Origin of the sequence: Bacillus sp. FCW2 (genome assembly GCF_021228595.1) — a bacterium.
GTDB lineage: Bacteria > Bacillota > Bacilli > Bacillales > Bacillaceae > Bacillus > Bacillus velezensis.
In genome coordinates this window covers 989,094-1,003,189 of sequence record NZ_CP089436.1, presented here as the reverse complement: position 1 = coordinate 1,003,189, position 14,096 = coordinate 989,094, and the positions used below count along the sequence as shown (strand labels likewise).

Below are 14,096 nucleotides of genomic sequence, written 5' to 3'. Positions count from 1 at the left end.
TCATTATAGCAAATGCAGGTTTTAAGTTCAATGCGGCCTGAAAAAACAGGCTGCCTTCTGCAAGACAGCCTGTTCCCATTTTACTCTTCGATTGATTTTTTCCCTTTAAATTCTTTTCCTTTCCATACAAGCCACAGCTGCGCGGCGATGTAAAGAGAGGAATAAACACCCGTCAATAAACCGACCAATAAAGCGACGGAGAAGTTTGTAATTGACGATGAGCCCAAAATGAGCAGCACGACGACAACAATCACAACGGTCAAGACCGTATTGATCGAACGTGTAAAGGTTTGCTGCAAGCTCAGATTCACGATATGTTCCAGATCGGCAAATGACTTCGGCTTACGTTTTTTCATCTGCTCACGTATCCGGTCAAATGTAACGATCGTATCATTTATCGAGTAACCGATTATGGTGAGTACAGCGGCGATAAAGGTGACATCGACCTCCAGCCTGGTAATGCTGAAAAACGCGACGATAAAGAAAGCGTCATACAGCAGGGATACAATTGCGGCGATTGCCATTCTGTACTCGAAACGGATTGACACGTAAATAATGATGCCGATTGATGCAATGGCGACAGCATATAAAGCATTACGGGCCAGTTCTTTTCCGACTGTCGGCGATACCGTGCTGACGTTCGGTTCAGATCCGTATTTGTCCTTAAAGTACGTTTTGATTTCAGCGATTTTTTCTTTAGACGGCTCTCCGACAAACCGGGCCGCGGCAACATGGTTCTCTTTACCAGAAAGCACGATGTTTTCCGGCTCCATGCCGAGAGAATCAAAATCTTTTTCAACCTGCTGCGCCGTCAAAGAATGATTGCTCTGCACGTCAATCCGCGCGCCGCTTGCAAAATCGATTCCCAGGTTGAGCTTAAAGACCAGTAAGATGATAATTCCCGCAATGGTTACAGCGCTTGAGAAAATAAAGAAATATTTTCGCTTGCTCGTGAAATCCCATTTTTGGAATGCCGTATGCGGTTCAGTATTTTCATCCGTTTTTTGAATGTCCATAATATGTTTTTTCTTGACGCCGAACCAGCCTTTTTTCCGGTCAAGCCATCTGCTTTCCACGAGAAGAGAGAGCAGGAATCTTGAAAGGAAGACAGCTGTAATAAAGCTTGTCAGAATTGACAAAATCAGCATCGTCGCAAACCCTTTTACAGAGCTTGTCCCGAAAATAAAGAGTACGACCGCTGCGATGATCGTTGTGATGTTCGCATCGAAAATCGTCGCGAATGACCGTCTGTTCCCTGAACGGAAAGCTGAGCGGACGGATTTGCCGAGTTTCAGTTCTTCTTTTATCCGTTCATAGGTGATGATGTTGGCGTCAACCGCCATCCCGACACCCAAAATGAGCGCCGCAATACCCGGAAGCGTCAGCACCGCCTGCATCCAGTCAAACACTTGAAGCGTAATATACACGTATACAGAAAGCGTAATTACCGCTATGAGTCCAGGCAGTCTGTAATAAAGCAGCATAAATAAGAAAACAATTGCAATACCGATGATGCCGGCCTCTACCGTATCATGCAAAGCCTGCTGTCCGAATTGCGCCCCTACGGAAGTAGAGTATTTTTCGGTCAGTTTCACAGGCAGCGCGCCCGCGTTTAAAATATTGGCCAAGTCCTTCGCTTTTTGAACGGTGAACTGGCCTTCAATCGTGACATCCTTTGTATTTAGTTCCTGGCTCACATTCGGAGCGGATACATATTTCGGATGTTTTTTGCCGACTTCTTTTTTAAATGAATCGCCTTTTTGGTAATCAAGCCAGATCACAAGCTGATTATTAGGCGCCATTTTCTTGACTTTTTTCGTCACTTCTCCGAACTTATCCGCATCCTTCAGCTTAACGCTGACAATCGGTTCGTTCGTCGTCGGATCAAAGGTTTGCTTCGCGCCGTTTTCCACGAGATCAGAGCCGTTTAACAGCTCTTTATCATTCGTATCCCTGAACGAGAGCTGCGCTTCCGTTGACAGAATTTCGCGCGCCCTGTTCTGATTCGTGACGCCCGCCAGCTGTACGCGGATGCGGTTATTTCCTTCAATCTGAATGTTCGGCTCGCTTACGCCGAGAACGTTAGCCCGGCGGTTCAGCGCCTGCACCGTGCTGACGAGCACGTCTTTTGTGATTTTATCGCCTTTTTTGACGGGCTGCACATCGTACAGAACTTCAAACCCGCCGCGTAAATCCAATCCTAACGTAATATTATTGGCAGCCGGTTTTGTAAAATACCCCAGCCCTGTGCCGATCAATAATACGATCAGGAAAAACGCAATCAAGCGTCCTTTTTTCATTATGTATTTCCTCCTTAAACCTATGCCGTCAAATCATTATCTCAGCAGTTCATCTAAAGCTTCCTGACCCTCATCGCTTTCCAGCCAATTAGACGACTTAAAAGCTTCAACGGTTGCATAGTTCATAAAATCGCCAATTTTAACTGATAAAATATGACCGGCCAATTCATGCAGCGGCAGTTCCTTTTTCTGTTTCCACTTTTTATGTATTAAGTATGACCATAAACTCTCGTGCTCAACATCATCGTATCCGAGGATTTTGAACTCTTCAAGTTTACTGTACAAAAAAGGCCGCAAATGATCTTTGTATATTTCGGCGGGATGTTTCTCCACTGGGCGCTCGCTCCTTTTTCCATTTTTCTCGAAGACTTGTCATGCTCGGACGACATCGGCGCATATCTTTATTGTATATGATTCCAGGTAGTTTGAGAAGGCAGGGGTTTATAAAATGGCAAAACAGACTTTTTTAAGAGGCACTCTTATTCTCATCGCAGCCGGGATGATTACGAGAATGCTCGGCTTTGTCAACCGGGTGGTTATCGCCCGGTTTATCGGTGAAGAAGGGGTCGGTTTATACATGATGGCTGCCCCGACATTTTTTTTGGCCACCACTTTGACTCAATTCGGCCTCCCCGTTGCCATCAGCAAACTTGTCGCTGAAGCAAGCGCGCGGGGGGACCGGCAGAAAATGAAACACATTTTAGTGATGTCGCTTACCGTCACCGGGATATTAAGTCTCATCTTCACGCCGCTGTTTTTATGCTTTGCGCCGATTATGTCCGAAACGATGCTGACGGATCAGCGCACGGTTTACCCGCTTCTGGCGATTACGCCCGTCGTGCCGATTATCGCAATCTCCAGCGTGCTGCGCGGTTACTTTCAGGGCAGGCAGAATATGAACCCGCTGGCGTTTTCCCAAGTGCTTGAGCAGATCGTGCGGATTTCACTTGTCGCAGTCTGCACGACGGTGTTTCTGCCGTACGGGATTGAATATGCCGCAGCCGGAGCTATGATTTCGTCTGTCATCGGGGAGCTTGCCTCTCTTATTTATTTATTCATTTGTTTTAAAGCAAATAAAACAATCAGAATCAGAAAACAATTTTTCAAGTCGATTGCAAATGGAAAAGAAACCTTCCGCCAGCTGATGAGCGTGTCGCTCCCGACAACCGGAAGCCGCTTCATCGGAAATTTATCTTGGTTTTTTGAACCTATTGTCGTCGCGCAGAGCCTTGCGATTGCAGGAGTGGCCACCGCTGCCGCCACCAGCCAGTACGGGGAGCTGACCGGATTTGCCATGACGGTTTTGACGCTGCCCAGCTTTATAACCTATTCTCTGTCTACGGCGCTTGTTCCTGCGATCAGTGAAGGAATGGAGCAAAAAAAGCTGCAAGTTGTCGAATACCGTCTGGAACAGGCGATGAGGCTGTGTCTTTTAAGCGGAGGCATTTCGGTGGTTATTTTATTCTCTTTCGCTGATGAACTGATGTCCGTCATGTACGGATCAACTAATGCGGCGGTATTTGTTAAAGTGATGGCGCCGTTTTTTCTGCTTTACTATTTTCAGGGGCCCCTTCAGGCGGTGCTGCAGGCTCTCAATTTAGCCGGGGCCGCCATGATGAACAGTTTTATCGGCGCCGCTGTCAAAACCGGCCTGATTTTTGTTTTGGCGACCAGGCCTTCATTGGGCATCATGGGCGCCGCACTTGCGATTGTAACGGGGATGGTCCTTGTCACCCTGCTGCATGCGGCCACCGTAAGCAAGGTGCTTCCGATCAGCATTAAAATAAAAGAATACGCGCTCTGTTTTGCCGTCATATTCATTTGCGGTTATGTCAGCCGCATCATCAAGCACGCCGTTCATTTTTCAGGGTCAGAGGCTGTTAATCTCACAGGCTGGATTGCAATGACCGCGATTTTGTACATTGCGCTTCTTCTGTTATTCAGGCTGATTAAAAGGGAAGAGCTGATCCGGATTCCGGTCATCGGCAAGTTCGTGACGCGGTAAAACCCATTTATGGCTCCCCTTTTTCATCTTTAAGATCAATAAAAAAAGCGCCGTCCGTAAACGTGCAGAATGATATAACCGAAAGATCGCGATATCCTCTTTTTGCTAAATTTTTTTCGAGCCAGTGTTTGTCTTTCCCGATTCTGTCCAGATGCTCGTTCTGAATGACCCCGTCAACGATAAGGGATGTTTCCATCTGCTTATCCTTATTAGTTTTCTTTTTGACGATCGACAGTTTGCCTGAAGACTCCAAAATGGCGTATGACACGTCAGAGATTCTATCGATGTTATTCTCCCTCAGCTGCATAAGAAGATCGTCAAAATTGTAGCGCTGCGATCTCATCGCCCGTTCATCAATTTTTCCCTGTTTTATAATAATGGTGGGTTTTCCGTCAAGCAGCTGCCGTATTTTTTGGCTTTTGAGCGAAATAAAAGCAAGGCTTACTTGAATAATCATTAAAACGACAATCGGCACAATTGTATGCAAAAGCTTATCTTTTACATTTTCAATTGCCAATACGGCAATCTCGGCAATCATAATGGAGACGACAAGGTCTAAAATGCTCAGTTCTCCGATTTCCCGTTTTCCCATCAGTCTGAAAATCACAAGAATGATAAAATAAAGCACAATCGTACGAAACGTAATAATGAAAATATCTTCCATATCGCACCTCCAACGGTCATAGCATTTGCCACCGGCTCTGAATTATGTAAGAAAAGGGCTGAACATCATTCATTTACGTCTAATTCGAACATTCAGAGAATACATTTAGAAAAAGACGGGCTCCGGCTTGTCATATATCAGGCCGCAGGGCGGAGAGGAGATAAAAATGGAAGAAACGAAACAAGTGGGAAGAGGCGTCTTGTACGGCTTAGTGGCTATCTTTGCGGTGATGCTTCTTACGAGTTTGGCGATTTCGCTTTTACTGACGGTTACCTCAATGGAAGAATCATCTTTCAGCTGGCTGATCACCGCGCTTTCCTTTCTTTCTTTATTTGCGGGCGGTTTTATATCGGGCGGCAAAGCGAAGGAAAAAGGCTGGATGATCGGAGCGTTAACCGCCGTCTGTTTTTCATTAATCATCTTGCTGTTTCAATATTTAGGGTTCGGAAAAACGTTTACATCCGGTCAGCTTTTGTTTCATCTCGGCTTTTTGGGAGTCAGCATGCTCGGCGGCATTTTCGGAGTGAATTTGAAAGGAAGCAGATCAGCGTAATAAAAAAAGAGCGGATTCTCCGCTCTTTTTTTTGTATGTATGAGCTTCGCTGTTATTCAGCGGAAGCTTCTCTGATGGCGCGGCGGTCAAATGTTAAACGGGTGTTATCACCTGTTTTAATGACGACCTTGCTTTCATCAATTGAATCAACAGTGCCGTGCAATCCTCCGATTGTCACCACTGTATCCCCTTTTTTCAGCTCTTCCTGCATCTGGCGTACGGCCTTCTGCTGCTTTTGCTGCGGACGGATGAGCAGGAAATAAAGCACTGCAAACATTAAAATAATAGGAACGATTGTGCCTAAAGTACCCATCTGTTTCCCTCCTTTCAAGAATGGTTTTATTTAGAAGCTTTTCGCATTTGGCTTATTATAGCCGTAACGCTCAAAGAACTCTTCTCGGAAATCACCAAGACGATCCTCCCGGATGGCTTGTCTGACCTGCTCCATTAAGTGTAACAGAAAATGAAGGTTATGGTAAGTTGTTAATCGAATTCCAAACGTTTCATTACAGCGGATCAAATGTCTGATGTAAGCGCGGGAGTAATTTTGGCATGTATGGCAGCTGCACTCTTCGTCAATCGGACGGAAATCACGCTCATATTTGGCGTTTTTCATATTCAGACGCCCTTCATTCGTAAACACCGTGCCGTTTCGGGCAATCCGGGTCGGCAGTACGCAGTCAAACATATCCACGCCGCGGATGGCGCCGTCAATTAAGGCATCCGGTGAACCCACACCCATTAAATATCTCGGCTTGTCCTTCGGTAAAAGCGGAGTTGTAAACTCAAGCACTCGGTTCATGACGTGCTTCGGCTCGCCGACAGATAATCCGCCTATGGCGTAACCCGGAAAATCAAGCGAAACCAAGTCTTTTGCACTTTGTGTCCGCAGATCTTCGTATTCTCCGCCCTGTACGATTCCGAACAGCCCCTGCTCATCTGAGCGCCCGTGCGCCTCCAGGCAGCGTTCCGCCCAGCGGCTGGTCCGTTCCACAGAGCGTTTCATGTAATCATACTCTGCCGGATACGGCGGACACTCATCAAACGCCATCATGATATCAGAGCCGAGGGCGTTTTGAATTTCCATCGCTTTTTCCGGAGATAAAAACAGTTTGTCTCCATTTAAGTGATTGCGGAAATGAACGCCTTCTTCTTCTATATTACGAAACTTGCTCAATGAAAAGACCTGAAAACCGCCGGAATCCGTTAAAATCGCGCGGTCCCAGTTCATAAACTTATGAAGCCCGCCCGCTTCTTTTACAATATCGTGTCCCGGACGGAGCCATAAATGGTACGTATTGCTTAAAATAATGCCCGCATCCATAGATTTCAGCTCGTCCGGAGACATCGTCTTTACCGTAGCAAGCGTGCCGACCGGCATAAATACAGGCGTCTCAAAGGAGCCGTGGGGCGTATGAACTCTGCCCAGGCGCGCTCCCGTTTGTTTGCATTCCTTTATAAATTCATAACGTATCGGTTGTTCAGCCACTTTGTATGAGGCCTCCTGTCATTCAAATTAGATAATCAGCATGGCGTCGCCAAAGCTGAAGAAACGATATTCCTCTTCTACCGCATGACGGTAGGCGGAAAGAACATGCTCTCTGCCGGCAAGCGCAGAAACGAGCATGATAAGCGAAGATTTCGGCAGATGAAAATTGGTGATCATGCCGTCAATCGCTTTAAATTCATATCCCGGATAAATGAAGATGGACGTCCAGCCGCTTGAAGCGGTAAATACGCCGTCATGCTCGCCGGCAATGGTTTCCAGGGTGCGCGTTGATGTCGTCCCGACCGACACGATGCGCCCTCCCGCCTTTCTGACCTCGTTTAAAGAGGCGGCGGTTTCTTCCGTCATTTCATAAAATTCCGCGTGCATGTTATGCTCTTCCACATCATCCGCACTGACCGGGCGGAATGTGCCGAGTCCCACATGAAGTGTGATAAATTCAATCCGCACACCCTTTTGCTTCAGCTCGTCCAGAATCTCTTCCGTAAAATGAAGTCCGGCCGTCGGAGCTGCGGCAGATCCAATTTCTTTTGAAAAGACGGTCTGATACCGTTCTTTATCATCAAGCTGCTCTTTAATATAAGGAGGCAGCGGCATTTCACCGAGTGATTCAAGCACTTCGTAAAAAATCCCGTCATACCGGAATTCTATTTTTCTGCCTCCGTGATCAAGCTCCTCCGTGCAGACCGCTGTCAGCCGGCCGTCGCCGAATGTCAGGACCGTTCCTTTTTTTACGCGTTTCGCCGGCTTTACGAGCGTTTCCCATGTATCATTTTCTTCCTGTTTTAATAACAGAAGCTCCACTTTCGCCCCCGTATCTTCTTTTGTGCCGAATAATCTTGCAGGCAGCACACGGGTATTGTTCAAGACGAGGCAATCCCCTTCATTAAAAAAGCTTACAATCTCTTTAAATGAACTGTCCGTCAGCCCGCCCGTCTGTTTGTTGAGCACCATCAGCCGCGATGCGTCACGCTCTCTCAGCGGCACTTGGGCAATGAGGCGTTCAGGCAGTTCAAAATCAAATAAATCGACTTTCATCATTTCACCTTTATTCTGTCTATTGTTATTTCATTCTGCCGAAAAAATTAAGCAGAATGGATAGTATCACACTGATCACAATACAAGTGACAACGGGAAAGAAAAATGTAACATTTCCCTTCTTAACGAAAATATCTCCGGGCAGCCTTCCGACAAAGTGCCAGACTGCGCCGGCAATAAGCAAAACGGCACCGAGAACCATGAGAACCTTCGGAAAGTCAGTCACGGGCGGGCGCCTCCAATCGAAAATGTTCATACACAGCCGGAGTCACGACCCGTCCCCTCGGCGTCCTCTGGAGAAATCCGATCTGCAGCAGATACGGTTCGTACACATCCTCTATTGTATGCGGTTCTTCGCCGATTGTCGCGGAAATCGTATCAAGGCCGACGGGACCGCCGCTGAATTTTTCGATCATGCCCATCAGCAGCTTATGGTCGATATGGTCAAGGCCGAGCGCATCGACTTGAAGACGTTCGAGCGCGTCGTGAGCGATTTCTTCCGTGATGCGGCTGTCGCCGAGCACCTGGGCAAAATCCCTCACCCTTCTGAGAAGCCGGTTTGCAACCCGCGGCGTTCCCCTTGACCGTCTGGCGATTTCCAGAGCCGGGGCTTTTTCGATATCCACTTCAAAAACGTCAGCCGTTCTTGACACGATATCTGTCAGCTCTTCCTGCGTATAGTATTCAAGGCGCGACAGCACCCCGAACCGGTCTCTGAGCGGTGCAGTCAATAATCCGACCCTTGTCGTCGCTCCTACAAGCGTAAAAGGGGGAAGGTCGAGACGGACGGAGCGGGCGGACGGGCCTTTTCCAATGACGATATCAAGGCAGAAATCCTCCATCGCCGGGTACAGCACTTCCTCAATTGAGCGGTTCAGCCTGTGAATTTCGTCTATAAACAGCACATCCCCTGGTTCGAGCGCCGTCAAAATGGCTGCCAAATCTCCCGGTCTTTCGATGGCGGGACCTGACGTCGTCCGCATCTCCACACCCATCTCATTGGCCACGATAGACGCAAGCGTTGTTTTCCCGAGACCCGGAGGCCCGTATAAAAGAACGTGGTCCAGCGTTTCCTGCCTCATTTTCGCCGCATCGATAAACACGCGCAGATTTTCTTTCACCTTCTTTTGGCCGATATACTGGGCGAGATTCTGCGGCCTGAGGCTTTGCTCGATTATTGATTCATGGCTGTCTGCTTCACTTGAAACGAGCCGTTCATCCATGAACATCACCTTACTTTAATAATTTTTGCAATGCTTTTTTCACATATTGATCTGTTGAAAGCGCCGTTTCCTCTTTTAAGTGAGGAAGCACTTTTTTAATTTCTTTTTCGGCGTAGCCGAGAACCCGGAGCGCTTCAAGCGCCTCGTCAAGCGCCGTTTCAGCCTCTTGTTTTTCAATGCGCGCTTCATGATTGAACAGGTTGTCAATCATTTCAGGCACGACGTCGGCCAGTTTGCCTTTCAAATCAAGAATAATCTGCCGCGCCGTTTTTTTGCCCACACCCGGAAATTTCACCAAAAAGGCTTCGTCTTCCTGTTCGATCGCTTCGATGACGGCTCCGGGATCACCGGAACCGAGGATGGCGAGCGCCCCTTTAGGCCCGATGCCGGTGACGTTCAGCAGCTTTGTGAAAAGCGCTTTTTCTTCCCGGGTTGAAAAACCGTACAAAGAAAAGGCGTCTTCTTTTATATGATGATACGTAAAAATGGTCTCTTGATTGCTTACCTTATAAATAAACGGATTCGGAGTGAAGACCTGATAGCCGATTCCGCCGTTTTCAATCACGATGTATTGGGGAGATACGTAATCAATCGTCCCCTTCACGAATTCAATCACACCTATTCACCTCTTTGACTGCTTATCATTGTAACACAAAAACAGCCAAAGTCTTATAGAAAAGTTAACGTATGTTCGCTTTGACACCTTCCATTCAGAAAAAAAAGACATGTGTCACATGTCTTGCGTCAAAGTCAGCCGCTGTAAGTCTTAATATGATCGATCACGCTCTCAAACTCCGCTTTTGTCCTGTACGGTATGCCGTGTTCCAAATGCTTTTGCAATCGGCTTTCCAGCCTTTCTATATCAATCTGGAAGAAAGACTGAATCGGCTCGGCCAGCGATCCGGGACGGCCGTGAAAAGTGGAGATGACGCCTCCGTCCGTGACGCCGATATAACCGTTAACCTTACTGAGCGGAGAAATATCATCAACATGCTTACGGAAAAGGACGAAGCCTTTTTTCTGCTCAACGAGCGTCCAGCCGGCATATGCGGCCCAAAAATCCTCCATCGCTAAAACGGTTTCATCCGTATGTTCAATGCCGACATCACCGTCAAGATAGACCTTTTCCAGCTGGACATGCACCCGAAGCGGCCCGTAATGCTCGACCTCCGCCCCGTATGCGCCTTTTCCTCCGCAAATCAGGACTGCAGCCGATAAGATAAGCATAAACAATAGACGAGCACCGCAAATTCGTTTCACCAATAACACCTCTTTATTCAATCAAACTCTTGATGCTAGTTTGACCAAAGATGCCGGTGCTTAATCGTTTTCTTTCATTTGTCTGTTTCAGCCGAAAAAAAGCAGCTCTCTAAATGAGGGCTGCCCCGATGATTATGCCCGGCCGGCTGAAATCAGTTTCATTTGTCCGGGCGTCAGTTTGAGCCGGTATCCCCTTACGGTCAGATACACAGTTTTTGTTCCGCGGCTTTTGTCATGCTCCGTTTTTTTCATCCCGGCCCCTCCGTTACGTTTTATTACTTTTATGTTAACACCGCAATATAAAGAGCGTTTTAAGAATATGTAAAGAAATGATGAAGATTTATCCATAAAAATACTGCCGGATGAAATCATCCGGCAGTCCGTTTAACGGCTGTTTCTGTTCATGTCTTGCAGCTTTGTAAAAGTAGCGTTGTCGGTAAACACTTGAATTGTACGGCCGTCCGCGAATTTTTTGGCCGCATGTTTGACATGTTTATCATCATTTTTCGTAAAAGGATGATTTGTTCTGACGGCAATGACGACTCTCGTGTCAGTCACGATGACCTGACTATCCTGTACGCCTTTTACTTTTTTCACGCGGTTTGCTACTTTTGCCGCCAACCTGATGTTTTCGGCGTTGTCATACCCATTATAAGACATTGCTGCCGGCGGCGTATTGACATTTCGGCCGTTATATGTGCCGTCCGTCGTTAACGGAACCCCGTCATTAGGGGCGTACTGGTCGGACACGTTTGTCGTATTATGACGGCCGTTTCGGTTTTCCATCATTTCAGAAACGGGTCCTTGATGGTCCATTCCGTACTGGCCTCTGCCGTTACCATTATCATTCGAATAATATCCGACCGGACGTGTTGACTGATTGTAGCGTCCGTCATTCATGGCATTATTTGCTCCGCATGCCGTTAAGCTTGCCGTCACGGCTAAAACGCCCGCGATCGTCATCAGTTTTTTACCCAATGGAAAAACCCCCCGTGGATTCATCGCTGTTTGAGCGTTTTCCGCTCATGTTTAGGATGTGCGGCGGGCGGCGGGTTTAAGCTTGTCAGTTATGTCCATTCCTCAGTTGGACATAAAAAAAGGAACGACATACATCGTCCCGAAACATTAATCTTCTTCTTCCTCCGGCCGTCCGAATACTTGATTTGGACTCGGCTGATTCGGCGCGACATTGGGATTTGCTCCGCCGTAAGGCATAAAATATCCGGCATTTGCGCCCATATTCGGATATGGCTGCACAGGCATATTTGCGTGATGATGATGTGAACCGTGGTGGTGATGGTGGTGGTGATGTGAATCATGGCAGCCGCAATCATCATCCTTATATTTTCCATCATGATGAGGGGCGTGTGCGTAATGTGACGAATATCCGCCGTAATACGGCATTTGACCGTAAGGAGCACCGCCGAAACCAGATGCAGAACCATCATAATGCTCTGCATTTTCATGGGCCTGATTTTCATATTCACCGTAACCCGCATGCGGCCCAAATCCCGGATGATGGAATCCGTACGGTAACGGCATCGGCATGACCGGAAAGCCTCCGAAACCTCCTCCAAAACCGCCGAAACCTCCGCCTACCGGGAAGCACGGATGGCATAATCCAGAACCCGGCAGCATCGGTGTCACCGGAACCGGACAAGGACAAGGCATGCACGGCATCGGGTAATGCATAAAAGGCGGTTCAACGGCCGGCATATTCGGAAACGGGACATTCGGAATGTTTGGCATGTTCGGCAGATGATAAGCGGCGTTTTCTTCTTCCATCTTTCCGGCTTCAGGCGCCTTTGGCATATTCGGGTAATTCGCGTTTTCCATGTTGATCATTTCCTCCTGTTGTGGAATGTTATTGTCATGCTCTTTTTCTTTCGGCTCGACAAAATGTGTCACCGGTTCCTCCGGCTTAGGAGGCGACCACGGCTGAAACAGCTGATTGGACGGGTAATATTGGTTCATATCAGCTTCCGGCAGCACATTTTCATGCTTTTCAGGGATTGGCGGCACATATGGAATCGACGGCTTTGGTTCTTCCGGTATGGTGTCTTCAATGTCCACAACTGATTTCGGTTTTTCTTTGGCATATGGATGCTCATGCTTATGCGCAGACGTTCCGAAGCCGGCCTTAGGTTCTTTTCTGACCGGAACGGCTTCTGAAGGCACCTTTATCTTCATTCCAGGCATAATTAAGTCTGGATTGCTAAGCTGATGATTCAGTTTTTTTAACTCTTCAAGATCAACTCCGTATTTTTCAGCTATTTTCCAGAGCGAATCGCCTTTTTGAACGATATGAATTTTCAACGTTTTCCCCTCCTATGCACAAAACGTGAACGGTACATTTGTCATTACAATACGTTTCTTCACACTATATGCCGATGGACTGGGCATGATGATAAAAAATTTGGGAAGGAGGGGAAATTTTTATAACTACGTATGACTCAGCATTCTGTTCAAAGCACGAAGCGCTTCTGTCCGAACCGCTTCCGGAACTTTAATGACACCCTTCGGCTCGCCTTTTTCAAGCTGCTCAAGCGACCACAATAAATGCGGCAGGTCGATTCTGTTCATTGTCAGACACGGACACATATCGGGATTCAATGATTCAATCTGTTTATCCGGATGCGATTGAATGAGGCGCTGAACAAGATTCATTTCCGTGCCGATCGCCCACTTGCTTCCCGGTTCAGCCTGTTCAATCGTATCAATAATGTATTTGGTAGACCCGCTGTCGTCACTGAGCGAGACCACTTCCCGCGAACATTCCGGATGAACGATAATGCGGATGCCGGAATCCCGCTGCCGCAGCTGAGAAATATTTTCCGCTGTAAACTTTTCGTGTACGGAGCAATGCCCTTTCCAAAGGATGACTTTAATGTTTTCCGGATGGTCAGTAAGCAATCGGTTCTGCCCCGGGTCCCATACAGCCATTTCTGTCAGCGGAATGCCGAGGTCATAGGCTGTATTTCTGCCTAAATGCTGATCCGGCAAAAATAAAATTCTTTCTTTTTGTTTAAAAGCCCATTTCAGCACACTCCGGGCATTCGAAGAGGTGACGGTCGCTCCTCCGTGCCGTCCGACGAATGCTTTAATTTCCGCCGTCGAGTTAACATATGTTAACGGAATGATGGTGTTACCGTACAGTTCTTGAAGCTCTTGCCATGCTTTGTCCGTCTGCTGAATATCTGCCATATCAGCCATCGAGCATCCGGCGCGCATGTCGGGCAAAATGACGGTTTGGTTATCATCAGTCAGCATATCAGCGGTTTCCGCCATAAAATGCACACCGCAAAACACAATATATTCCGCCTCTTTATTTTTTTCTGCCACTTGAGCAAGCTGCAGGGAGTCACCTGCCGTATCGGCGAATTGTATTACTTCGTCTTTTTGATAGTGATGCCCCGGAATGAACAGGCGCTTTCCGAAATCCCGTTTAATGGCGGCGACCCGCTTCTCCATTTCTCCGGTGCTCATGTCTTTATAATAGCTCGGCATCATTTCGGCTGATGCAGTTAACACGTCAAAAATAGACAT

The 14,096-nt window shown here is 47.4% G+C and carries 16 protein-coding genes; 2 read left to right on the top strand and 14 right to left on the bottom strand.

The genetic code is table 11. The annotated features are described in order from the left end of the window. Positions 1-80: 80 nt before the first annotated feature. Positions 81-2,300: a protein translocase subunit SecDF gene (gene secDF, locus K3G25_RS05030; protein ID WP_022552888.1), complete on the bottom strand. Its 2,220-nt coding sequence runs from the start codon at positions 2,298-2,300 to the stop codon at positions 81-83. Between the two features lie 36 nt (positions 2,301-2,336). After that, positions 2,337-2,633, bottom strand: a complete 297-nt coding sequence (locus K3G25_RS05025) for a post-transcriptional regulator (protein WP_014418531.1) — start codon at positions 2,631-2,633, stop codon at positions 2,337-2,339. 115 nt (positions 2,634-2,748) lie between these two features. Between K3G25_RS05025 and spoVB the strand changes: the two genes are divergently transcribed. Continuing rightward, on the top strand, positions 2,749-4,305 hold the full coding sequence (gene spoVB / locus K3G25_RS05020; protein WP_007408188.1) for a stage V sporulation protein B: 1,557 nt from the start codon (positions 2,749-2,751) through the stop codon (positions 4,303-4,305). Positions 4,306-4,312: 7 nt separating this feature from the next. On the opposite strand, the gene K3G25_RS05015 is transcribed toward spoVB, so the two are convergent. After that, positions 4,313-4,969 (bottom strand): DUF421 domain-containing protein, encoded by a 657-nt coding sequence (locus K3G25_RS05015; protein ID WP_095061077.1) that lies wholly within the window; start codon positions 4,967-4,969, stop codon positions 4,313-4,315. A 166-nt stretch (positions 4,970-5,135) separates the two neighbouring features. Here K3G25_RS05015 and K3G25_RS05010 point away from each other — a divergent pair, with 166 nt between their 5' ends. After that, the gene (locus tag K3G25_RS05010; protein ID WP_003152697.1) at positions 5,136-5,522 is read left to right on the top strand and encodes a TIGR04086 family membrane protein; all 387 of its coding nucleotides are present in this window, start codon (positions 5,136-5,138) and stop codon (positions 5,520-5,522) included. Positions 5,523-5,574: 52 nt separating this feature from the next. Here the strand turns inward: K3G25_RS05010 and yajC are convergent, their stop codons facing one another. From yajC to nadA, 11 genes are all read right to left on the bottom strand, one after another. After that, entirely contained in the window at positions 5,575-5,835 is a 261-nt protein-coding gene (gene yajC / locus K3G25_RS05005) for a preprotein translocase subunit YajC (RefSeq protein WP_007408187.1), read from the bottom strand. Between the two features lie 30 nt (positions 5,836-5,865). After that, positions 5,866-7,011 carry a tRNA guanosine(34) transglycosylase Tgt gene (gene tgt / locus K3G25_RS05000; RefSeq protein WP_014305500.1) on the bottom strand — a complete coding sequence of 382 codons (1,146 nt, stop codon included), beginning with the start codon at positions 7,009-7,011 and terminating at the stop codon, positions 5,866-5,868. Positions 7,012-7,038: 27 nt separating this feature from the next. Next, the gene (gene queA, locus K3G25_RS04995) at positions 7,039-8,067 is read right to left on the bottom strand and encodes a tRNA preQ1(34) S-adenosylmethionine ribosyltransferase-isomerase QueA (protein WP_232489737.1); all 1,029 of its coding nucleotides are present in this window, start codon (positions 8,065-8,067) and stop codon (positions 7,039-7,041) included. Between the two features lie 25 nt (positions 8,068-8,092). Beyond that, positions 8,093-8,293, bottom strand: coding sequence for a DUF2905 domain-containing protein (locus tag K3G25_RS04990; protein WP_003152687.1), 201 nt, complete (start codon positions 8,291-8,293; stop codon positions 8,093-8,095). Then, positions 8,286-9,290, bottom strand: a complete 1,005-nt coding sequence (gene ruvB / locus K3G25_RS04985; RefSeq protein ID WP_007408185.1) for a Holliday junction branch migration DNA helicase RuvB — start codon at positions 9,288-9,290, stop codon at positions 8,286-8,288. Before ruvB ends, K3G25_RS04990 begins: the two co-directional genes overlap by 8 nt. 10 nt (positions 9,291-9,300) lie before the next feature. Further along, positions 9,301-9,906: a Holliday junction branch migration protein RuvA gene (ruvA, locus tag K3G25_RS04980; protein ID WP_003152683.1), complete on the bottom strand. Its 606-nt coding sequence runs from the start codon at positions 9,904-9,906 to the stop codon at positions 9,301-9,303. Positions 9,907-10,040: 134 nt separating this feature from the next. Continuing rightward, on the bottom strand, positions 10,041-10,550 hold the full coding sequence (locus tag K3G25_RS04975; protein ID WP_012118093.1) for a sporulation cell-cell signaling protein BofC: 510 nt from the start codon (positions 10,548-10,550) through the stop codon (positions 10,041-10,043). 132 nt (positions 10,551-10,682) lie between these two features. After that, the gene (locus K3G25_RS20855; protein ID WP_370531142.1) at positions 10,683-10,802 is read right to left on the bottom strand and encodes a hypothetical protein; all 120 of its coding nucleotides are present in this window, start codon (positions 10,800-10,802) and stop codon (positions 10,683-10,685) included. A gap of 132 nt (positions 10,803-10,934) precedes the next feature. Further along, positions 10,935-11,528: a YhcN/YlaJ family sporulation lipoprotein gene (locus K3G25_RS04970; protein ID WP_014721606.1), complete on the bottom strand. Its 594-nt coding sequence runs from the start codon at positions 11,526-11,528 to the stop codon at positions 10,935-10,937. A gap of 147 nt (positions 11,529-11,675) precedes the next feature. Next, positions 11,676-12,866, bottom strand: a complete 1,191-nt coding sequence (safA, locus tag K3G25_RS04965; protein ID WP_160182896.1) for a spore coat assembly protein SafA — start codon at positions 12,864-12,866, stop codon at positions 11,676-11,678. 126 nt (positions 12,867-12,992) lie between these two features. Next, the gene (nadA, locus tag K3G25_RS04960; protein ID WP_232489612.1) at positions 12,993-14,096 is read right to left on the bottom strand and encodes a quinolinate synthase NadA; all 1,104 of its coding nucleotides are present in this window, start codon (positions 14,094-14,096) and stop codon (positions 12,993-12,995) included.

Coding starts and splice junctions, on each gene's coding strand:
- queA (WP_232489737.1), bottom strand. CDS start 8,067: ATGAAAGTCGATTTATTTGATTTTGAACTGCCTGAACGCCTCATTGCC.
- ruvB (WP_007408185.1), bottom strand. CDS start 9,290: ATGGATGAACGGCTCGTTTCAAGTGAAGCAGACAGCCATGAATCAATA.
- K3G25_RS05010 (WP_003152697.1), top strand. CDS start 5,136: ATGGAAGAAACGAAACAAGTGGGAAGAGGCGTCTTGTACGGCTTAGTG.
- nadA (WP_232489612.1), bottom strand. CDS start 14,096: ATGTCTATTTTTGACGTGTTAACTGCATCAGCCGAAATGATGCCGAGC.
- K3G25_RS05015 (WP_095061077.1), bottom strand. CDS start 4,969: ATGGAAGATATTTTCATTATTACGTTTCGTACGATTGTGCTTTATTTT.
- K3G25_RS20855 (WP_370531142.1), bottom strand. CDS start 10,802: ATGAAAAAAACGGAGCATGACAAAAGCCGCGGAACAAAAACTGTGTAT.
- secDF (WP_022552888.1), bottom strand. CDS start 2,300: ATGAAAAAAGGACGCTTGATTGCGTTTTTCCTGATCGTATTATTGATC.
- yajC (WP_007408187.1), bottom strand. CDS start 5,835: ATGGGTACTTTAGGCACAATCGTTCCTATTATTTTAATGTTTGCAGTG.
- spoVB (WP_007408188.1), top strand. CDS start 2,749: ATGGCAAAACAGACTTTTTTAAGAGGCACTCTTATTCTCATCGCAGCC.